A 21,362-nucleotide genomic window follows, 5' to 3' on the forward strand; every position below is an offset into this window, starting at 1 on the left:
GGGCTCGGATGATCCGTGGTTGCGCAGACGACGCGAGGTCTCCTCGCCAGGCAGCGTCGGTGCGGCGGTGAGCAGGCATACGCCGTGCGCCGGCACCTCGAGGGTTTCGCCAGTCACGGCGCGGCCGGTGGCGGCCGGCTGCGAGCTGTCCACGCACAGCTGCCAGTCCAGGCTCGGGGCCGGCAGCACGAAGGTATGCGGCTCGCCGGTGCCGTTGATCAGCAGCATGGTGACGTCCAGCCGCTCCGCCGTGACCGGGACGGCGCGGCGCAGCACCAGCCGGCGGCCTTCGGCGTAGTCCCAGTCGCTCTGCTGCATGACCAGCCCGCGCTCGTCCATCCAGCTGATCGGCGGCAGACCGGGCAGCAGGTCGGCGCCATCGTGCATGAAATGCTCCGCGCGCAGGCTGGGATGCTCGTGCCGCAGCCGGACCAGGCGGGCCACGTAGGCGGTCAGTGCCTCGCCCGCCGGCGAACGGGCCAGATCCCAGTCGAACCAGGATATTTCGTTGTCCTGGCAGTAGGCGTTGTTGTTGCCACGCTGGCTGCGACCGAACTCGTCGCCGCCGAGCAGCATCGGCGTGCCGTGCGCGCACAAGAGGGTGGCCAGCAGCGCCTGCTTGGTGCGGTCGCGTGCGGCGCGGATGACCGGATCGTCGCTGGGCCCTTCCACGCCGTGGTTGTAGCTGTAGTTGTCGTCGGCGCCGTCGCGGTTGTCCTCGCCGTTGGCCTCGTTGTGCTTGTGGTTGTAGCTGACCAGGTCCTCGAGCGTGAAGCCGTCGTGCGCGGTGACGTAATTGACCGAGGCCCACGGCCGCCGGTGCTGGTGGTTGAAGAGCTCCGCCGAAGCCTGCAGACGGCCGGCGAGCGCACCGCGCAGGCCCGGGTCGCCGCGCCAGAAGCGCCGCACGTCGTCGCGGAACCTGCCGTTCCATTCGGCAAAGCCCGGCGGATGGTTGCCGAGCTGATAGCCGCCCGGGCCGACGTCCCAGGGCTCGGAGATCAGCTTCACCCGATTCAGCACCGGGTCCTGGCGGATCGCGTCGAACAGGCCGCTGCATGGGTCGAAACCGTGCGCTTCGCGGCCCAGGCTGACGCCGAGGTCGAAACGGAAGCCGTCGATGCCGAAGGTGGACGCCCAGTAACGCAGCGAATCCATCACCATCTGCAGCACCCTGGGGTGCGCGGTGTTGAGCGTGTTGCCGGTGCCGGTGTCGTTGATGCAGTGGCGCGGGTTGTCCGGCAGCAGGCGGTAGTAGCTGGCGTTGTCCAGGCCGCGGAAACACAGCGTGGTGCCGAGCTCGCTGCCCTCGGCGGTGTGGTTGTAGACCACGTCGAGGATCACCTCGATGCCGGCCGCATGCAGCGCCTGCACGGCGGTGCGGATCTCGCCGAGCTCGCCTTCGGCGAGATAGCCGGGCTCGGGGGCGAAGAAGGCCAGCGTGTTGTAGCCCCAGTAGTTGCGCAGCTTGAGCTCGACCAGCCGACGGTCCTGCACGAAGGCGTGGATCGGCAGCAGCTCCACCGCAGTGATGCCGAGCCGGAGCAGGTGATCGATGAGATGCGGATCGGACAGCGCGAGGAAGGTCCCGCGCTCGTTGGGGCGCACGTGCTCCATGCTGCGCGTCAGCCCCTTGACGTGGGCCTCGTAGATGACCGTGCGGCCCCAGGGCGTGCGCGGCCGTTGCAGGCGGTCCTCGTTCCAGGGCAGTTCGTCGACCACCACCGCCTTGGGCATCGCCATGGCGCTGTCGCGACGGTCGAAGGAAAGATCGGCCCGCGGCGAGGCCACGCGGTAGCCGTGCAGCACGTCCGACCAGTGCAGATGGCCGGCGATCCGGCGCGCGTAGGGATCGAGCAGCAGCTTGTGCGCATTGAAGCGATGCCCCTGCTCGGGCGCATAGGGGCCGTGCGCGCGATAGCCGTAGAGCTGGCCGGGCAAGACGCGCGGCAGGTAGCCGTGCCAGATCTCGTCGGTACATTCGGGCAGCGTGTAGCGGCCGATCTCGCGGCGCCCGGAAGGGTCGAACAGGCACAGCTCGATGCGTTCGGCATGGGCCGAGAAGACGGCGAAGTTGGTGCCGACACCGTCGAAGCGCGCACCGAGCGGATAGGGCGAGCCCGGCAGCATGCGGTTGGGCGGATTGGGCATCGGAAGTGGCCTCCCTGTGGCGGGTCTGCAGGACGCGGCGCGCGGACCGCCGTGTGGGAAGGCCGATCAGCCCGGCACGTAGATCACGGTTGCCAGCGGCGGCAATGTGAGCACGAGCGAATGGGGCTGTCCATGCGCGGGCACGGGTTCCGCCCAGGCCTCGCCCTGCCCCACGCCGGAACCGCCGTAGCCGGCCGCGTCGGTGTTGAGCGCCAGCCGCCAGCATCCTGCGTCGGGCACGCCGATGCGATAGTCGTGACGCGGCACCGGCGTCATATTGCTGATCACCAGCACGGGCACGGCGCCCTCGGCAAAACGCAGCCAGGCAAACACGCTGTTGGTGCTGTCATCGCCCACCGTCCAGCGGAAACCGCGCGGATCGACGTCCCAGCCATGCAGCGCCGGCGTGCTACGCAGCAGGCGGTTCAGGTCGCGCAGCAAAAGCTGCACGCCGCGATGGCGCGGGTCATCCAGCAGATGCCAGGGCAATTGGGCGTCGTGATTCCATTCGGTGGGCTGGGCCAGCTCGCCGCCGGCGAACAGCAGCTTCTTGCCTGGATGTCCCCACATGAAGCCGTAGTAGGCGCGCAGGTTGGCGAAACGCTGCCAGTCGTCGCCGGGCATGCGGCCGAGCAGGGAGCGCTTGCCGTGCACGACCTCGTCGTGCGAGAGCGGCAGCACGTAGTGCTCGGAATAGGCATACACCATGGCGAAGGTCATCTCGTGGTGATGCCAGCGGCGGTAGATGGGCTCACGCGACATGTATTGCAGGGTGTCGTGCATCCAGCCCATGTTCCATTTGTAGTCGAAGCCCAGCCCGCCCTCGGCCGGCGGCCGGGTCACGCCCGGCCAGGCGGTGGATTCCTCGGCAATGGTGAGCACGTCCGGGTGGTACTGGTGCAGCACGGTGTTGAAGCGTTTCAGGAAGGCGATGGCTTCCAGGTTCTCGCGACCGCCGTGGATGTTCGGGATCCATTCGCCCGGCCGGCGGCTGTAGTCGCGGTAGAGCATCGAGGCCACCGCGTCCACGCGCAGTCCGTCCACGTGATAGCGCTCGGCCCAGGCCAGCGCGCTGCCGATGAGGAAACTGGAGACCTCGTTGCGGCCCAGGTTGTAGACCAGGGTGTTCCAGTCCGGATGGAAGCCCTCGCGCGGGTCGTCGTATTCGTAGAGCGCGGTGCCGTCGAAGCGGACCAGGCCGTGCGCATCGGTGGGAAAGTGCGCCGGCACCCAGTCGAGGATGACGCCGAGGCCGGCCTCGTGGCAGCGGTTGACGAAGCGCGCGAAGGCCTCCGGCGGACCGAAGCGCGCGCTCGGCGCGTACTGGCCGAGCGGCTGATACCCCCAGGAGCCGCCGAAGGGATGCTCGGCGATCGGCAACAGCTCGACATGGGTGAAGCCCATGCCGGTGACGTACGGGATGAGCCGCGCCGCCAGACCGTCCCAGTCCGGCGCCTGGCCGTCCTCGTCGCGCCACCAGGAGCCGGCGTGCAGTTCGTAGATGAGCAGGGACGAATCCAGCCGCTGCCGGCCGGCGCGCTCGCCCATCCAGGCCTGGTCGGTCCATGGGAATGGCGTATCGTCGGCGACCACGGAGGCGGTCGCCGGCGGCGGCTCGGCGGCGCGGGCGAAGGGATCGGCCTTCTGGCGCACCACCTCATCGATGCCACGCACCTCGTATTTGTAACGCTCGCCGGCGCCGATGCCGGGCACGAAGATCTCCCAGACGCCGTAGGGAAGACGCAGGCGCATCGGATGGCGGCGACCGTCCCAGACGTTGAAATCGCCGATCACGCTGACCCGCCGCGCGTTGGGTGCCCAGACCGCGAACCGCACGCCGTCGATGCCATCGATGCGCGCCGGATGGGCACCGAGCACGGTATCGGGGCGCGGGTGTTCGCCGCGGGCGAAGGCGGCCAGGTCGGCCTCGTCCAGCAGCAGGCCGAAGGCATAGGGGTCGTCCAGCTCCTGGATCGCTCCGTGCCAGTGCACGCGCAGCCGGTAGCGGCCCTGACCCGGCACCTCGCCGGCGAACAGGCCGTCGGGATGGATGCGGGCAAGCGAGGCGAGCACCCGTCCCTGCGCATCGATGGCCTCCACCGCCTGCGCACCCGGCTGCAGGGTGCGCACGATGCGGTGGCCGTCGACCTCGTGCGGGCCGAGCACCGCGAAGGGATCGCCGTGGCGCGCCGTGAGCAGCGCCTCGATGGCACCCGGATCGAGCAGGCCGATATCCGTCGAATCACTCATGCGTCACCCTCCTTCGTGCCGTCGACCGCCGTCGATGCCATGAGCTGCAGCAGGCCGGTCATCGGCACGCCGATCCAGCCGGGCCGGTTGGCCGCCTCGTAGCCGACCTCGTAGGCCGCCTTTTCGAGCAGGAACAGCGCAAGCAGCGGCGCGAAGGCTTCGTTCGTCACCCAACGCACCTGCGCCTGCTCGAGCACGTCGCGGTAACTGGAGAGGAAGACCGCCGAGGCGCGCCGCCGCAGCCGCTCCAGGAACGGCGCGAACAGGGGATCCTCGATCGGCGCGACGCCCTCCTCGCCACGCAGGGCCACCGCCGCGGCATAATCGAACGAGCGCAACAGGCCGGCGACGTCGCGCAGCGGCGAGGTCTTGCGCCGGCGTTCCTCCAGTGGACGCGCCGGTTCGCCTTCGAAGTCGATGATCCAGGCATCGCCCTGCACCACCAGCACCTGGCCCAGGTGGAAATCGCCATGGATCCGGGTGCGCAGCGAACCCTCGCCGCGTGCGGCCAGGGCATCGATGCGCTGCGGCAGGGGCGCGCGCAGGGCGAGCAGGCGCTCGCGCTGCTCGGCGAGCGCGGCATCGGTCAGGTCCAGCGCGGCGATCCGTTCCAGCGCATGTTCGAGTTGGGCCTTGACGTCCTCGGCCCAGCGCCGGGTATCGGCCGCGGTGGCCGGCTCGGGACTGAAGGCCTCGTCGTCGCAGGGACGCGCCAGCACGGCATGCAGTTCGGCCAAGCGCCGGCCGAGCGCGGCGGCAAAGCCGTCGTAGCCGGCGACGATCTCGGCGCGCGCCTCGTCGTCGGCGGCGTGGCTGAAGTCGTCGTAGCTGCGGCGCAGGAAATCCAGCGTCCAGCGCCAGGCGTCGCCCTGGTTGCGCACGAAGCCCTGCAGCACCGCGAGCGCGGTGGGGACGTCGTCGGCGCCCACGTGCACCACCTCGCCGAGCAGCGGCGGGGTGTTGGCATAACCCACCCGGGTGAGATGCCGGCCCATCTCCAGTTCCGGGTTGATGCCGGGATTCAAATGACGGAACAGCTTCAGCATGCCGCGCTCGTGCACGATGACCGAACTGTTGGACTGCTCGCCGGAAAGCCAGCGGTTCTCGGTAGGCTCGGGAAACTCCACCGCATCGAAGGCAGGCGTGGCCGAGAAACGCAGCACCCCGCCGCGGTTGAGCGGCATCACCAGCCGCTGGCGCAGGCCGTGCAGCAGGCCGGAGACGAAGGCGTCGAGCGCGAAACCGTCGGTCAGGAAGCCGACGCGGCGCCCGCGGCGCACGCGGGCGAGCGCAAGCTGCTGGGCCAGCAAGGAGGGGTTTTCGTCCTCCCACACGATGCCCAGCGGCAGGCAGTAACGCTCGCTGCCGCCATCGGCGAGCGTGGTCACCAGCTCGGTGATGACCAGGTCCTCGCCCCGGTCGGGCCAGGGCTGGGCGTAGAGGAAATCGACCGCGCGGATACCGCGTTCCTTGGCGCCGAACCAGCGCCGGCGCTGCAGGTAGGCCGGCAGGATGTCGTTCTCCAGCACCTGCCGGTGATGGGCCATCACCGGGCCTTCGATCAGCGGTCCGCGCAGGACCAGGGTCTCGTATTCGGGCATGGGTTCCACCGGCTGCTGGTGCCAGGCGGGCATCTGCGCGCTCGCACAGAGCTGGAACACGTAGAAACCGAAGGGCGGCAAGGTGAGCAGATAGGAGAGCTGGCCGATCGGCGGGAACGACGAACCGCCGACGATCTCCACCGGCACGCGGCCGTCGAAGGCGGAAAGATCGAGCTCGACGGCCTGCGCGGTGCGCGAGAGATTGGCCACGCACAGCATCTGCTCGTCGCCGAACTCGCGCAGATAGGCCAGCACCTTGCGGTTGCCGGGATAAAGCAGCCGCATGCTGCCGCGGCCGAACGCCTTGTAGCGCTTGCGCACGGCGAGCATGCGCCGGGTCCAGTTGAGCAGCGAATGCGGATCGCGCGCCTGCGCCTCGACGTTGACCGCCTGGAAACCGTAGAGCGGGTCCATGATCGGCGGCAGCACCAGGCTGGCCGGATCGGCGCGCGAGAAGCCGCCGTTGCGGTCCATCGTCCACTGCATCGGGGTGCGTACGCCGTCGCGGTCGCCCAGGTGGATGTTGTCGCCCATGCCGATCTCGTCGCCGTAATAGAGCACCGGCGTGCCCGGCATGGTCAGCAGCAGCGCGTTCATGAGCTCGATGCGGCGGCGATCGCGTTCCATCAGCGGCGCCAGACGCCGGCGGATGCCGAGGTTGATGCGCGCCCGCTTGTCGCTGGCATAGACCTGCCAGAGGTAGTCGCGCTCGGCGTCGGTGACCATCTCCAGGGTCAGCTCGTCGTGGTTGCGCAGGAAGATCGCCCACTGGCAGTTGTCGGGGATGGCCGGGGTCTGGCGCAGGATGTCGGTGATCGGAAAACGGTCCTCGCGGGCGATCGCCATATACATGCGCGGCATCAGCGGGAAGTGGAACGCCATGTGGCATTCATCGCCGTTGCCGAAGTAGTCCTGGGTGTCCTCCGGCCACTGGTTGGCCTCGGCCAGCAGCATGCGGTCGGGATAGTGCTGGTCGATCTCGGCGCGGATCAGCTTGAGGATGGCGTGCGTCTCGGGCAGGTTCTCGTTGTTGGTGCCTTCGCGCTCGATCAGGTACGGCACGGCGTCCAGCCGCAGCCCGTCCACGCCCATGTCGAGCCAGAAGCGCATCACCCCGAGCACCGCGCGCACCACGGCCGGATTGTCGAAATTGAGATCCGGCTGATGCGAGAAGAAACGGTGCCAGTAGTACTGGCCGGCGACCGGATCCCAGGTCCAGTTGGACTTCTCGGTATCCAGGAAGATGATGCGGGTGCCGGCATAGGCCTGGTCGGTATCCGACCAGACGTAGAAATTGCGAGCCACCGAGCCGCGCTTGGCGCGCCGCGCGCGCTGGAACCACGGGTGCTGGTCGGAGGTGTGGTTGATCACCAGCTCGGTGATCACGCGCAGCCCGCGTGCGTGGGCGGCATTGATGAAGCGGCGCGCATCGGCCAGGCGGCCGTAGTCCGGATGCACGTCCTTGTACTCGGCGATGTCGTAGCCGTCGTCGCGGCGCGGACTCGGATAGAAGGGCAGCAGCCAGATGGTGTTGGCGCCGAGCTCGGCGATGTAGTCGAGCTTGTCGATCAGACCCTGGAAATCGCCGACGCCATCGTCGTTGGAGTCGAAGAACGACTTGACGTGCGCCTGGTAGATGACCGCGTCCTTGTACCAGAGCGGATCGCTGGTGAACGGGCGTGCGCCCTGCGCATGGTTTCGCGTACGTGTCTTTCCCGGCATGACCTTCAGCCCTCCACGCGCCAGATGGCGTACGGCAAATCCTGACCCAACCACACGGACTGGCGACCGCCGCGCCAGGTATGCACGAGACCGTGCAGCAGATCCTCGACCTGGATCGGGGCATCCTCGGGCACGCCCCAGTCGGCCAGCGGCAGATGCAGGTCAGCCGCTTGCGCATGATGCGGATCCAGATTGATCGCCACCAGCACGCGGTTGTGGCCGCCCGGTGTGGACTTCTCGAAGAACAGCACCTGGTCGTTGTCCGCGCGCAGGAAACGCACGCCGAGATGGCTCTGCAGCGCCGGTTGCTCGCGGCGGATGGCGTTCAACTGGCTGATCTCGGCGATGATGTTGCCGGGGGCGTTCCAGTCGCGCGGCTTGATCTCGTATTTCTCCGAATCGAGGTATTCCTCGCGCCCGGGAATGGGCGTCGCCTCGCACAGCTCGAAGCCCGAATACATGCCCCACAGGCCCGAGAGCGTGGTCGCCAGCGCCGCCCGGATCAGGAAACCGCTGCGTCCCGAGTGCTGCAGGAAGTATGGGTTGATGTCCGGCGTGTTGACGAAGAAATGGGGACGGAAGAACTCCCGCACCGGCGCGCTCGTGAGTTCGGTCAAGTAGTCGGTGAACTCCTGCTTGGTGTGCCGCCAGATGAAATAGGTGTACGACTGGCTGAAACCGAGCTTGGCCAGCCGGTACATCGGCTTGGGCCGGGTGAAGGCCTCGGAGAGGAAGACCACGTCCGGGTGGCGCGTGCGCACGTGCTCGATCAGCCACTCCCAGAACGGGAACGGCTTGGTGTGCGGGTTGTCGACGCGGAAGGTGCGGATGCCCTCGCCCACCCAGTACAGCACGACGTCGGCGAGCGCCTGCCACAGTGCGGGGATCGAGCCTTCCTTGTAGAAGTCGACGTTGACGATGTCCTGGTATTTCTTGGGCGGGTTTTCCGCATAGCGCAGGCTGCCGTCGGGCCGCCAGTCGAACCATTCCGGATGCTCGCGCAGCCAGGGGTGGTCGGGCGCACACTGCACGGCGAAATCCAGTGCCAGCTCCAGGCCGTGCGCCTCGGCCGCATCGCGCAGGGCGCGGAAATCCTCCAGCGTGCCCAGCTGCGGATGGATGGCGGTATGGCCGCCTTCGGCCGAACCGATGGCATAAGGGCTGCCCGGATCGTTCTCGCCGGCCTCCAGGGTGTTGTTGCGCCCCTTGCGGAAGACCCGGCCGATCGGATGGATCGGCGGGAAATAGAGCACGTCGAAGCCCATGTCGCGCAAGGCCGGCAGGCGGCCGATGACGTCGCGGAAGGTGCCGTGGCGTTGCGGGCTGTCGGTGATCGAACGCGGGAAAAGCTCGTACCAGCTGGCGAACTGCGCGCGCCGGCGGTCGACCTCCACCCGCAAGGGCGGATGCTCGGCCAGGAAAGGACGCGGATCGGCCTCGCGCATGGCGGCGGCGGTGTCCTCGTCGATCAACAGGCGATAACGCGCCTCCTCGTCGGCGGCCTTGTCCAGGGCAGTCAACAGCGCCCGCAAAGGCTTGCGCGCCGCTGGCAGGGCCGCGGCGGCGGTCGCCTCGACCAGCAGACGGCCTTCCTGGAGCTCCAGCGCGATCGGCACACCGGCGTCGTGTTTGGCGGTGAGCTCGTGCCGGTAGCTTGCATAGGCGTCGCGCCAGGCCTGCACGGTGTATTCGTAGCGCCCCACCCGCTCGACGCGGAAATGGCCGGCGTAGCGGTCGTTGCCGAGCGAGGTCATGCGCTGTTCGTGCCAGTGTTTTTCATCCAGCGCGCGCCAGCGCAGCGCGACGGCGATGCGGTCGTGGCCGTCCATGAACACGTCCGCCTCGACGTCCACGCGATCGCCGACGACGCGCTTGATGGCGAAACGGCCGCCGTCGAGGCAGGGCGTCACCGCCTCGATGGCGATACGCGGTGCGCGCGTGGCCGCCTCCAGCGCCTGCCGCGCGGCGGCGGTGCGGACGGGCAGCACGATCGGCCGGCCAGGATCGCCCTCGAGCACCCGCACCTCGCCCGGTGCCAGACGCCAGGGTTCGGCCGGCGCAACGCCGTCGGCAGCCGTCCAGCCGCCATAGTGACAGGCCGCGCCGCCGGCGATGACGGCCGGGTCGATAACGACCTCGCGATCCATGCGGACGTTGATCAGCACCAGCCAGGCACGACCGGCCTGCTCGCGCAGCACGCCCACCCAGCCGTCGTCCGCGTGCAACGCCCGCAGCGCGGGCGGCGCACCCACCGCGCGCAGCCACGCATTGATGGCACGCACGTCGTCGTCGAGTGCGAGATCCGCCGCCTCATCGTGCAGCAGCCCGGCCGGCATCAACCAGCCATAGGCGCAGGCGGCGGCGAGCCAGGCCGCGCGCAGACGCTGCATGCGGGTCTTGGCCGGCGTGTCGCCATGCGGCATCGGCCCACCACCGAACGGCGCGCCGGCACAGGCCAACGGCGGCGCCACGGCGACGAGCCGCTGCAATTCGCGACCAAGCCAAGCGGCGCGGAAATCCCACCATTCGGCCGAGCCGAAGGTGTGATCGAACCGTGTCCCGCGCAGTGCCGCAACCTGCTCCGGCGTCAGCCCCTGCGTCCAGGCCAGCAGGAGCGCCTCCGGGACGTCCTCGCGCAAAGCCGCGACGAGCTGCTGCCACCAATGGGCCGGCGCGGCCTCGATCGACAGCAGCCGCAGGCCGGCGATACCCGTCTGCAGCAAGCCGCGCAGATGCGCCTGCCACCATGGCAGGGCGTGGGTCGCCACCGCCGGATCGTGCAGCCGCCAGCGCAGGCTGGCCGGTTTGGGCGGGTGACGCGGATCAGGCAACGCTTCCGGGTCGGGCAAGGGATGAAACCAGGCCGGATGCTCGCGGCCCAGCGCGGCGGCGGCCGGCAGAGGACGGGCGATGTCGATGTCGACGATCAAGCCGAGGCCGCGCTCATGGCAGATCCGGGCCAGGGCGGCCAGGTCCTCGGCCGGCTGCTCGGCCAGCGCCGCCGGGGCCAGCACGTGCGTGAAGCCGAGCGCGTGCGCGCGTTCCAGCCATGGGATGCGTGCGCCGCCTTCGCCCAGGGGGCCGGCGGGCAAACTCAGGATGCAGGGAACCGCGGCAGCGGGTGCCGGCATGGGGACTCCATGGAAGTTAAAGGTTTCGGGGAGAAGGTAAGCGTATCCGGCACCGGACGGCACATGCCGATGGCGGCTCAGCCTGCCCGGGTGCCATCGTCACGGCGATGCTTGCGCCCGGATTGTGGCAGCCCGAAATGACGCCGCACCTCGCGGGCCTGGGTACCGACCACCGCGATCGCCGCCCGCAGCTCGCGCTCGCTGACGCCAAGCTGTTTGGACCAGTAGCGGATCGCGAAGGGGTCCTTGTCGTTGATCGTATGCAAGCTGCGGTCGGAGGTGTTCATGGCTCACCTGATGGGCGCTATGGATCGATTGTGGTCCGGACGGGCTCAAGGGCGCGTCACGAAACAATGAGGCCGCGGTAAATGTTCCGCGGGCAGCCGGCAGGCGGCACGCTCAAAAAACAGCTTGACCACGCCAGATGGCCGTTCGTTGACGGTGCGTTGGGAAAATGTCCGGTATCGTGATGGCCCCTTTGCCTTGAGGAGTCCTGTCCCATGAAAAGCGCCCGCCTCACCATCGCCCTGCTCGCCGCCGCGCTGTCCAGCGCCCCGTGGCTGGCGCAGGCGCAGACGCCGTCCGGCGTGCTGGTGCGTTCAGACGGCATCTATGTGCGCTGCGACCAGTGCGGCACCGTGCAGAGCATCGAGCACACCGTCGGCCAGGCACGCGACCACGGCACCGCCGGCAGCATCATCGGCGCAGTAGCCGGCGGCGTGCTCGGCAACCAGATCGGCAAGGGCAAGGGACGCACGCTGGCCACGATCGGCGGCGCCGTCGGCGGCGGTCTGGCCGGTCATGCGATCGGCACCGGCGGCGGTTCGGACAGCTGGACCGTGCGCATCAAACTCGGCAACGGCACCTATACCAACGTGATCGTGCCCGATGCGAGTTCTTTGCGCCCAGGCGATCTGGTGCAGGTCGACGCCAACGGCAACATCACCCGCATCCAGTAACAAGAACAACGCATCCGACCCGCGTCCGCCCTGGACGGTCGCGGGTCTGGCCGTGTCCGCGTCTCGCGTGGAGCGACCAGCCATCGTGGCGCCTCATCCGCTCGCCGCGCCTGCCTCATGCCGTGCCTCATGCCGTAAAGACAACCGCCCTTGAGCCTCTATCAGTTCCTGCGCCCGCTGCTTTTCGCCCTGGATGCCGAAACCGCCCATGGCCTGACCCTGCGCGGACTGGACGCGGCCTGGCGCTGCGGGCTTGCCGCCCGCCTCGCGCCTGCCGTTCCGGACCTGCCGGTGGATGCCTTCGGCATCCGTTTCCCCAACCCGGTGGGGCTCGCCGCCGGACTGGACAAGAACGCCGAACACCTGGATGCGCTCGGCGCGCTCGGCTTCGGCTTCATCGAGGTCGGCACGGTGACGCCGCGCCCGCAGCCGGGCAACCCGCGGCCGCGGCTGTTCCGCCTGCCGCGTCACGAGGCCATCATCAACCGCATGGGCTTCAACAACGCCGGCGTGGATGCGCTCGTGCGCAACGTCGAGGCCAGTGCCTATCATGGCGTGCTCGGCATCAACATCGGCAAGCAAAAGGACACGCCCAACGAGCGTGCGGTCGATGACTATGGCTTTTGCCTGGAACGCGTTTACCGGTACGCAAGCTACGTCGCGGTGAACATCTCCTCGCCCAATACCCAGGGCTTGCGCGACCTGCAGCACGAGGAGGCGCTGCGCCGCCTGCTCGGCAGCCTGCGCGAAGCCCAGGAACGGCTGGGCTCGCAAAGCGGCGCGCGGCGGCCGTTGCTGCTCAAGATCGCGCCCGACCTCACCGAGGCCGATCTCGATGGCATAGCCGAGGTGCTGCGGAGCTGCGGCATCGATGGCGTGATCTGCACCAATACTACGCTGGATCGCAGCGCGGTGGCCGGCGACCCCCGGGCCGCGGAGGCCGGCGGGCTTTCCGGACGACCGCTGTTGGCACGGTCCACCGAGGTGTTGCGCGGACTGCATGCGCGTCTGGGCGACGCCGTCGCGCTGGTCGGCGTGGGCGGCATCCTCGAGGGCGAGGACGCCGCACGGAAGACCGCCGCCGGCGCGACGCTGGTTCAGCTCTATACCGGGCTCGTCTACCGCGGCCCGCGACTCATCGGCGCTTGCGTGGAAGCCCTGCGCCGGCAGCGGAGCCAAACCCATGCCTGCTGAAACCCTCGCCGGCGACGGCTACCGCCTGCTCGCGCCCGCCGATCTGCGGGCGCGCAACACGCTGCGCGTGGCGGCCAAGGCACGCCGGCTGATCGAGATCCAGGATGCCACCGTCCTCCCGCAGGTGCTCGCGCGCGCAGACGTGCGCGCGGATCCGCTGCTGGTGCTGGGCGAAGGCAGCAACGTGCTTTTTACCGGCGATTTCGACGGCAGCGTGCTGGTCCTGGCCACCCGCGGCGTCGCGGTCCGTAGCGATGCCGATGGCGTCCGGCTGGCCGTGGCCGCCGGCGAGCGCTGGGACGACTTCGTGCGCTGGACGCTCGGCCAGGGCTACGCCGGCCTGGAGAACCTGATCCTGATTCCCGGCACCGTCGGCGCCGCGCCGATCCAGAACATCGGCGCCTACGGCGTCGAAGTGGCCGAATTCATCGAAAGCGTGGAAGCCTGGGACCGCCGCGAGGCCTCGGTGGTCTCGCTCTCCCGCGCCGAGTGCGCGTTTGCCTACCGCGACTCCCTGTTCAAGCGCCAGCCCGATCGCTACATCGTCACCGCGGTGCGCTTCACGCTGCCGCACCGGCAGGCGCTCAAGCTCGACTACGCCGGGCTTCGCGAGGAGCTGGCACGCATGGGCGTGGAGCGGCCGGCGCCCTTCCACGTCGCCGCCGCGGTGGAGCGGCTGCGCATGCGCAAGCTGCCGGACCCGGCGGTGATCGGCAATGCCGGCAGCTTTTTCAAGAACCCGCTGGTGTCGGCCGCGCAAGGCGAGGCGCTCGCACGCGAGCATCCGGCACTGCCGCGCTGGCCGACCGCCGACGGGCGCTGCAAGCTCTCGGCCGCTTGGCTGATCGAGGCGGCTGGCTTCAAGGGCCATCGCGTCGGCGACGCCGGCATCTCGAGCCGCCATGCGCTGGTCTTGGTCAACCACGGCCAGGCCAGTGGCGCCGAGCTGTGGGCGCTCGCGCAGACCGTGATCGAAGCCGTGGCGGCCAGGTTCGGCGTGCGCCTGGAGATCGAGCCCACCATCGTGGATTGAACCGCCCGGCTTCCCCCGAACGTGCTCCCTCACTTTGCGCGGAGGGAGCAAGTACGCCTGGCCCGGTGCTGGCGATCGGCTTGCGCCAACGCTTCCGCGAGCGCCGATCATACCGCCCGGTGATGGTCAGCCGGCGCGGCTGGCGTACTTGCGCGCGACGTAGGCGTCGATCAGGCCGACGAATTCGGTCGCGATGCCTTCGCCGCGCAGCGTCATCGCCTTCTCGCCGTCGATGAACACCGGCGCCACCGGCGCCTCGCCATTGCCGGGCAACGAGATGCCGATGTCGGCATGGCGCGACTCGCCCGGCCCGTTGACCACGCAGCCCATCACCGCGAGGGTGAGGTTTTCCACGCCGTCGTACTTCACGCGCCATTCGGGCATCTTCGCCCGCACGTGGTCCTGCACGGTGCGCGCCAGTTCCTGGAAGAAAGTGCTGGTGGTGCGCCCGCAACCCGGACACGCGGTGACCAGCGGCGTGAAGGCGCGCAGTCCCATGGTCTGCAGCAGTTCCTGCGCGACGATCACCTCGGTGGTGCGCGACTGTCCCGGCTCGGGCGTGAGCGAGATGCGGATGGTGTCGCCGATGCCCTCCTGCAGCAGCACCGCGAGCGCCGCGGTCGAGGCGACGATGCCTTTCGAGCCCATGCCCGCTTCGGTGAGGCCCAGATGCAGCGCGTAGTCGCAGCGCGCGGCAAGGTCGCGGTATACGGCGATCAGTTCCTGCACGCCGGAAACCTTGCACGAGAGAATGATGCGATCGCGCGGCAGGCCCAGTGTCTCGGCGCGCGCGGCCGAATCCAGCGCCGAGCGGATCAGCGCCTCGCGGGCCACGTGGCCGGCATCCCAGGGTTCGGCGCGTTTTGCGTTTTCATCCATCAGCGCGGCGACCAGCGACTGGTCGAGCGAGCCCCAGTTGGCGCCGATGCGCACCGGCTTGCCGTAGCGAATGGCCTTCTCGATGATCGCGGCGAACTGCGTGTCCTTCTTCTTGCCGAAGCCGACGTTGCCGGGGTTGATGCGGTACTTGGCGAGCACCTCGGCGCAGGCCGGCTCGGCTTCCAGCAGCTGGTGACCGTTGTAGTGGAAGTCACCGACGATCGGCACTTCCACGCCCATCATCGCCAGCCGCTCGGCGATGCGCGGCACCGCGGCGGCGGCGGCCGGCGTGTTGACGGTGATGCGCACCAGCTCGGAACCGGCCCGGGCCAGCTCGGCGATCTGCCTGGCGGTGCTGATCGGATCCTCGGTGTCGGTGTTGGTCATCGACTGCACGACGACCGGCGCGCCACCACCGACCTTCACCTTGCCGACCATCACGCCCACGCTCGGGCGCCGCGGCGCGGGCGCCGCCTCGGGCGGACGCCGGAATAGCTCGGTCATACCAAACACATACCATGCCGCGGATCGGCGGCGGAATGATGAGGATAGCCCATCACCCGCAGGCAGGCGTGCTCAAGCACATCCACCCCTGATCCTCGCCAGATGGCGAGATGGTGGCCGAGTATAAGCCGCGCACCGGGCAGATCATGCGCATACCGGTACTGCATTCGCAAAGCCGGTGTAGACCGGTTGACCTGCACATGCCTTCTTCCCCATCACACCGCCACATGCCGCAAGCGCAGGGCATTGCCGGCCACGGATACCGAGGAAAGGCTCATCGCCAGTGCGGCGAACATCGGCGAGAGGGTGATGCCCATGAAGGGATACAACACACCGGCAGCGATCGGGATGCCGAGCGCGTTGTAGACGAAAGCAAAAAAGAGGTTCTGGCGGATGTTGCGCACGGTCGCCTGGGCGAGCGAGCGCGCGTGCACGACGGCGCCGAGCTCGTTGCGGATCAGGGTGACGCCGGCGCTTTCGATGGCGACGTCGGTGCCGCCACCCATGGCGATGCCGACCTCGGCGGCGGCGAGCGCCGGCGCATCGTTGATGCCATCGCCAGCCATCGCCACGTGGCGTCCCTCGCCCTGCAGCTTGATGATCAATGCCGCCTTGTCGGCGGGCGCGAGGCCAGCATGCACCTCATCGATACCGAGCTCGCGTGCCACCGCCTGTGCGGTGGTGGCATGGTCGCCGGTCAGCATGACCAGGCGGAGCCCGGCGGCATGCAGCCTTTCGATGGCCTCGGCCACACCCGGCCGCACGCGGTCGGCCACCGCGAACAATGCGGCAAGACGGCCGTCGACGGCGAGAAAAACCACCGTGGCGCCCTGGCCACGCCAGTCCTCGGCGCAGGCGCGGGCGCTCGCATCGGGATGCACGCCAAGCGCGTCCATGAACGTGCCGCTGCCAAGTGCCGCGTCTTGATGGTCCACACGCCCGCGTACGCCACGGCCGGACAATGCGCGGAAATCCTCGGCGCGCGCGCCATCGAGACCGCGGGCCGCGGCGGCAGCGAGGATCGCCTGCGCCAGCGGATGCTCGCTCGACCGTTCCAGCGCGGCGGCGATGGTGAGCGCACGCGACTCGTCAAAGCCATCGAGCGCACGGATCTCGCGCAGGGTCGGCCGGCCCTCGGTCAGGGTGCCGGTCTTGTCCAGTGCCAGGGTATCCACCGCGGCCAGCCGTTCGATCGCGGCGGCATCGCGAAACAGCACACCGAGCCGCGCGCCGCGACCGCTCGCCACCACGATCGAGATCGGCGTGGCCAGTCCCAACGCACAGGGACAGGCGACGATCAGCACCGAGACCGCGGCAAGCAGTGCGTGCGCCAGCCGTGGTGGCGGCCCGAATCCGGCCCAGGCGATGAAGGCCAGCACCGCGATCACGGCAACGGTCGGCACGAACCATGCGGCGACGCGATCGGCGATGCGTTGCAGCGGCGCCTTGGAGCGCTGCGCCTGGGCGACCAGCGCGACGATCTGGGCGAGCAGCGTGTCTGCGCCGATCTTTTCCACGCGCATGAGCAGCGCGCCATCGCGATTGACGGTGCCGCCGGTGAGCCGGTCGCCGGCACGCTTGGCGACCGGCATCGCCTCGCCGGTGAGCATCGCTTCGTCGACGTGACTCTCGCCTTCAAGCACCACGCCGTCGGCCGGGATTTTCTCGCCCGGACGCACGCGCAGCACGTCACCCACGTGGAGCGAGGCCACCGGCACGTCATGCTCACTGCCATCGGATTCGATGCGACGCGCGGTCTTGGGAGCCAGATCGAGCAGTGCACGCAGTGCGGCGCCGGTGCGCCGCCGTGCACGCTGTTCGAGAAAATCGCCCAGGGTGACCAGGGTGACGATCACGGCGGCCGACTCGAAGTACACCGGCACGCGTCCGTGCGCATCGCGGAAAGCGGCGGAAAACAGGCCCGGCGCAAGGAAGGCGAGCGTGCTGTAGGCCCAGGCCACGCCGGTGCCCAGCGCAATCAGGGTATACATGTTGGGCGACCAGGGCTTGAGCGAGCGCCAGCCACGGACGAAGAATGGCGCCCCGCCCCACAACACCACCACGCTCGCGAGCAGCGCCTCGATCCAGCCGACCACGACCGCCCACGACATCGGCCACGGCCGGCCGAGCAGATGCGGCCCCATCGCGATCACCACCACCGGCACGGTCAGCGCGACGAGCCAGGCCAGCCGCCGCGCCAAGGCGCGCGTGGCGGTCTCGTCGTCGGTATCGGCGGCCGGCAGGAGCGGTTCCAGCGCCATGCCGCACTTGGGACAATCACCCGGGCCGACCTGCCGCACTTCCGGATGCATCGGGCAGGTATAGAGCGTGCCGGCCGGCGCACTTGCCGAGTGGGCCGGCGCGGTGCCGCCGAGATAGCGCTCGGGCGCGGCCAGAAACTTCGCGCGGCAGCCTGCGCAACAGAAGAAATAAGTCTGCCCGGCGTGGTTGGCGTGATGCGGCGTCGTCTGCGGATCGACACGCATGCCGCAGACCGGATCACGGGTGCTTTCCGCCGAAACGCTGCCTTGATGGCAATGGTTCATGAGCCTTCGATCGTCGCCGCAGGATCGATCCCATGATCTGCAAGGCCATACGGACGGTCAACAAGACGATCGCTTGCGGCTCGGCTCGACCGTAGATACCGATCGGCGTCGACGAACGTCTCGTGGCTTGAATCGGCGGTCGAGCTCGCTCAGCATTTTCTGCGGCGCGCTCGTCGACCGCTCGCGTCTGGAACGGGCCGGCAAGCGCAAGCCGGTCCGCGTTTTTACAGCTCGCGCAGGGCGGCGGTCACCGACAGACGCGCGGCGCGCACGGCGGGGAACAGGCCGCCGATGAAACCGATCGCCAACGCCCATTTGAGCCCCGTCCACATCAGCGCCGGCGTGACCGCGAAGCGGAACATGACGTCGGTGAATCCCTGCAGGGTCGAGGCGCGGTAGCCGTCGAACAGCAACCACACGAAGGCCGCGCCGATGAGGCCGCCGAGGAGTGCGAGCGCCATCGTCTCCAGCATCACCGAGGCGACCACGGGACCGCCGCGAAAGCCGAGCGCACGCAACGTGGCGATTTCCCGCGCGCGTCCCGCGACCGCGGCGAACATGCAGTTGAGCGCGCCGAAGACCGCGCCCAGACCCATGATCGTGCCGACCACAATGCCGACCGCACGGATCACCCTGGCCAGGCTTTCCGATTGTCGGGCGAAGAACTCGCGCGTGGTCGCCACCTCGACCTTGAGCCTGGGATCGCCGGCCAGCGCGGTCTTGAAGCCCGTGTATGCATCCGGCGTGGCCAGTTTCACCAGCACCGATTCGGCGCTGTCGCCGCGCCGGTAGATCGCGGCGACGGTCTGGCGGTCGGCCCACAGTTCCGAATCGTAGGCATCGCCGCTGGCGAACACGCCGACCACGCGCCAGTCCTCGCGACCGAGCCGGACCACATCGCCGACGTCGAGCCCGGCGAATTGCCGATGCGCGCCCTGGCCCACCACCAGCTCGTGCAGGCCGGGCTTGAAGCGGCGACCGGCGATGAGCTTCAGGTCCGGCCGCAATGTCCAGGCGGTATCGTCGACGCCGCGCAATTGCGCGTTGGCATCGCCGCCCGCTTTTTCGTGCACGCTGGCATCGACCACCAGCTCGCCGGAAACCAGCGGCTTGCCGGACGCATCGCGCGCGACGCCAGGCGCCTGCGCGATGGCGACGATGTCGTCGTGCAGCAGCACCGACTGCGTCTCGGCCACCGAGCCGCCGCGCAGCACGATGGCGGTGTCGTCGCGGCCGCCGCTCTGCAAGGTGGCGCGGAAACCTTCGCCCATCGCCAGCAGCGCGACCAGCACGCCGACCACGCCGGCGATGCCGATCACGATCACCGACGAGGAACCGAGTCGGCCGCGCAGCGTGCCGAGGCCGACCGCGGTCACCGCGCCGGCCTGGCGGCCGCTGCGGGTAGCGGCCATCCACAGCGCGAGCAACGCGACGAGGGCCAGCGTGCCGGCCCACGGCAGCGCCATCCAGATCGCCAGCACCAACGCCATCAGCACCAGCAGGCCGAGATGGAACAGGAAGCTTTTCATGAGCGCTCTCCTTTCAGCGTCCGCTCAACGCATCGACGATGTTCAGGCGCATCGCGCGCCATGCCGGCGGCAGGCCGACCAGCGCGCCGATCGTCAGCATCAGCAGCACGCCAGCGAGCCAGGTCGGCCAGCCCAGCGCCTGGATCGGCATCAGGCCGCCGCTGCCGGCCGCGAGCGCCGGCACGATCAGCGCCACCAGCGCAAGGCCGAGCACGCCGCCGAGCACCAGCAGCAGCACGCTCTCGGCCAGCACCATCGCCAGCACGCCGGCGTCGGGAAATCCCAGGGTCTTGAGCACGGCCAGCTCGAACGTGCGCTCGCGCACCGCCTGCATCATCGTGTTTCCGGTGAGCAGCAGCAAGGTGAAGAACACCGCGCCCATGATCGCGCTGACGATGAAGCCCACGTTCACCAGCTGCTTGAGAAACGAGGCCTGGAACGCCTGCTCGGTCTGCGTGCGCGTCTCGTGGTCGGAGTTGGCCGTAAGCACATCGATGGCATGAGCCACCGCATCGGCCTGGCCGGGATCGGCCACCTTCACCACGTACCAGTGCACGGTACCGCTGCCGAAGGCGTTGTTCTCGTCGAAGTACTTCCAGTGGAACAGCATGATCTGCTCGCGCGCCGGGTTCGTCGCGTGCATCAGGCCGACGATGTCGAAGGTCCAGGTGCCGCCGCCGGACCTGGCGGGAAAGATGGTCGAACGCAGCGGTATTTTGTCGCCGACTTTCCAGCCGTATTTCTTCGCCAGCGCCGCGCCGACCACGGCGCCGGTGCGGGTACGCTGCCATGCCTCGCGTTCCGGCGCGGACAGCGTCGTTTCCGGATAGAGATCGAGATAACCGGGACTCACCGCGAAGCTGACCACCTGCTTTCTCGCATCCTGATAGACGCCGCCGAACCAGTTGGCCGACGCCACCGCGGCCACGCCGGGCACGCCGGCGATGCGCGCGCCGAGGCTTTCCGGCAGGGGCTGCTGCATCGACATGCGCGAGGTCACCACCAGGCGGCCGGCGCCGGCCACGTTCTGCGTGCCGGCGAAAGCCAGACGCACGCTGTCGAGCAGGCCGAACAGCACGAAGGCGGCGATGATCGACACCAGCGTGAGCAAGGTGCGCGACTTGCGCCGGAACAGCGCCGCCCAGATCAGCGGAAGATATTTCATCGCGCCCTCCTTCAGGCCGCGGCCCGTTCGACCAGTGTGCCCTTGTCCAGATGCAGCACGTGGTCGGCGTATCCGGCGGCCTTGGGATCATGCGTGACCATGACGATGGTCTTGCCGTGCTCACGGTTGAGCGTGCGCAGCAGGCCGAGCACGTCCTCGGCGGATTGGCGGTCGAGATCGCCGGTCGGCTCGTCGCACACCAGCAGTGTCGGGTCGGAGACGATCGCGCGGGCGATCGCCACGCGCTGTTGCTGGCCGCCGGAAAGCTCGCTCGGCTTGTGCGCGGCACGATCGGCCAGGCCCACCAGTTGCAGCGCGATGGCCGCGTTCTTCCTGCGCTGCGCGGCGGACAGCCGGGTCAGCAGCAGCGGCAACTCCACGTTCTTCTGCGCCGAAAGCATCGGCATCAGGTTGTAGAACTGGAACACGAAGCCGACGTGCGCGGCACGCCACTTCGCCAGCGCGCCACCGCCGAGCCGGTCGATGCGCTCGCCGCCGACCTCGATGCTGCCGGCGCTCGGCGTATCCAGCCCGCCGATCAGATTGAGCAGCGTGGTCTTGCCCGAGCCCGACGGGCCCATCAGCGCGAGGAAGTCACCTTCGGCGATGTCGAGGTCGATGTGGTGCAGCACTTCCACTTTCTGCTTGCCGCGCGTGTAGACCTTGGAAAGGTCGCGGATGCCGATCAACGTACTCAT

Annotated in this window: 12 protein-coding genes and 1 pseudogene; 3 read left to right on the forward strand and 10 right to left on the reverse strand. The window is 68.9% G+C overall.

The features are described 5' to 3' along the window. Positions 1 to 69: 69 nt before the first annotated feature. The 5 genes and pseudogenes from glgX to ALSL_RS08335 form a co-directional block, all read right to left on the reverse strand. Positions 70 to 2,151, reverse strand: a pseudogene (gene glgX, locus ALSL_RS08315) (glycogen debranching protein GlgX); the annotation flags it as partial. A 66-nt stretch (positions 2,152 to 2,217) separates the two neighbouring features. Next, a complete protein-coding gene (gene glgB / locus ALSL_RS08320; protein WP_126538205.1) occupies positions 2,218 to 4,401 on the reverse strand; it encodes a 1,4-alpha-glucan branching protein GlgB in 2,184 nt (727 codons plus the stop codon). Beyond that, positions 4,398 to 7,724: a maltose alpha-D-glucosyltransferase gene (gene treS / locus ALSL_RS08325; RefSeq protein ID WP_126538207.1), complete on the reverse strand. Its 3,327-nt coding sequence runs from the start codon at positions 7,722 to 7,724 to the stop codon at positions 4,398 to 4,400. The genes glgB and treS overlap by 4 nt, the downstream gene beginning before the upstream one ends. A gap of 5 nt (positions 7,725 to 7,729) precedes the next feature. Next, complete coding sequence (locus ALSL_RS08330; protein WP_126538209.1) at positions 7,730 to 10,855, reverse strand: maltotransferase domain-containing protein; 3,126 nt, start codon at positions 10,853 to 10,855, stop codon at positions 7,730 to 7,732. 77 nt (positions 10,856 to 10,932) lie between these two features. Continuing rightward, entirely contained in the window at positions 10,933 to 11,142 is a 210-nt protein-coding gene (locus tag ALSL_RS08335) for a DUF3606 domain-containing protein (RefSeq protein WP_126538211.1), read from the reverse strand. 213 nt (positions 11,143 to 11,355) lie between these two features. Here ALSL_RS08335 and ALSL_RS13840 point away from each other — a divergent pair, with 213 nt between their 5' ends. From ALSL_RS13840 to murB, 3 genes are all read left to right on the forward strand, one after another. Beyond that, positions 11,356 to 11,814 carry a glycine zipper 2TM domain-containing protein gene (locus ALSL_RS13840; RefSeq protein WP_126538213.1) on the forward strand — a complete coding sequence of 153 codons (459 nt, stop codon included), beginning with the start codon at positions 11,356 to 11,358 and terminating at the stop codon, positions 11,812 to 11,814. A gap of 150 nt (positions 11,815 to 11,964) precedes the next feature. Further along, a complete protein-coding gene (locus tag ALSL_RS08345) occupies positions 11,965 to 13,008 on the forward strand; it encodes a quinone-dependent dihydroorotate dehydrogenase (RefSeq protein ID WP_126538216.1) in 1,044 nt (347 codons plus the stop codon). Then, positions 12,998 to 14,041, forward strand: a complete 1,044-nt coding sequence (gene murB / locus ALSL_RS08350; protein WP_126538218.1) for a UDP-N-acetylmuramate dehydrogenase — start codon at positions 12,998 to 13,000, stop codon at positions 14,039 to 14,041. The genes ALSL_RS08345 and murB overlap by 11 nt, the downstream gene beginning before the upstream one ends. 126 nt (positions 14,042 to 14,167) lie before the next feature. On the opposite strand, the gene ispG is transcribed toward murB, so the two are convergent. The 5 genes from ispG to ALSL_RS08375 form a co-directional block, all read right to left on the reverse strand. Further along, entirely contained in the window at positions 14,168 to 15,424 is a 1,257-nt protein-coding gene (ispG, locus tag ALSL_RS08355; RefSeq protein ID WP_126538220.1) for a flavodoxin-dependent (E)-4-hydroxy-3-methylbut-2-enyl-diphosphate synthase, read from the reverse strand. Positions 15,425 to 15,639: 215 nt separating this feature from the next. Then, entirely contained in the window at positions 15,640 to 17,970 is a 2,331-nt protein-coding gene (locus tag ALSL_RS08360) for a heavy metal translocating P-type ATPase (protein WP_126538222.1), read from the reverse strand. Between the two features lie 224 nt (positions 17,971 to 18,194). Further along, positions 18,195 to 19,499 carry an ABC transporter permease gene (locus ALSL_RS08365; RefSeq protein ID WP_126538224.1) on the reverse strand — a complete coding sequence of 435 codons (1,305 nt, stop codon included), beginning with the start codon at positions 19,497 to 19,499 and terminating at the stop codon, positions 18,195 to 18,197. 13 nt (positions 19,500 to 19,512) lie between these two features. Continuing rightward, entirely contained in the window at positions 19,513 to 20,664 is a 1,152-nt protein-coding gene (locus tag ALSL_RS08370) for an ABC transporter permease (protein ID WP_126538226.1), read from the reverse strand. An 11-nt stretch (positions 20,665 to 20,675) separates the two neighbouring features. Next, the gene (locus ALSL_RS08375) at positions 20,676 to 21,362 is read right to left on the reverse strand and encodes an ABC transporter ATP-binding protein (protein ID WP_126538228.1); all 687 of its coding nucleotides are present in this window, start codon (positions 21,360 to 21,362) and stop codon (positions 20,676 to 20,678) included.

Source organism: Aerosticca soli (assembly GCF_003967035.1).
In the GTDB taxonomy this organism is placed as follows: domain Bacteria; phylum Pseudomonadota; class Gammaproteobacteria; order Xanthomonadales; family Rhodanobacteraceae; genus Aerosticca; species Aerosticca soli.

Bases quoted from the DNA above. Each gene is read 5' to 3' on its own strand.
- glgB (WP_126538205.1), bottom strand. From the start codon at position 4,401: ATGAGTGATTCGACGGATATCGGCCTGCTCGATCCGGGTGCCATCGAG.
- treS (WP_126538207.1), bottom strand. From the start codon at position 7,724: ATGCCGGGAAAGACACGTACGCGAAACCATGCGCAGGGCGCACGCCCG.
- ALSL_RS08330 (WP_126538209.1), bottom strand. From the start codon at position 10,855: ATGCCGGCACCCGCTGCCGCGGTTCCCTGCATCCTGAGTTTGCCCGCC.
- ALSL_RS08335 (WP_126538211.1), bottom strand. From the start codon at position 11,142: ATGAACACCTCCGACCGCAGCTTGCATACGATCAACGACAAGGACCCC.
- ALSL_RS13840 (WP_126538213.1), top strand. From the start codon at position 11,356: ATGAAAAGCGCCCGCCTCACCATCGCCCTGCTCGCCGCCGCGCTGTCC.
- murB (WP_126538218.1), top strand. From the start codon at position 12,998: ATGCCTGCTGAAACCCTCGCCGGCGACGGCTACCGCCTGCTCGCGCCC.
- ispG (WP_126538220.1), bottom strand. From the start codon at position 15,424: ATGACCGAGCTATTCCGGCGTCCGCCCGAGGCGGCGCCCGCGCCGCGG.
- ALSL_RS08360 (WP_126538222.1), bottom strand. From the start codon at position 17,970: ATGAACCATTGCCATCAAGGCAGCGTTTCGGCGGAAAGCACCCGTGAT.
- ALSL_RS08365 (WP_126538224.1), bottom strand. From the start codon at position 19,499: ATGAAAAGCTTCCTGTTCCATCTCGGCCTGCTGGTGCTGATGGCGTTG.
- ALSL_RS08370 (WP_126538226.1), bottom strand. From the start codon at position 20,664: ATGAAATATCTTCCGCTGATCTGGGCGGCGCTGTTCCGGCGCAAGTCG.
- ALSL_RS08375 (WP_126538228.1), bottom strand. From the start codon at position 21,362: ATGAGTACGTTGATCGGCATCCGCGACCTTTCCAAGGTCTACACGCGC.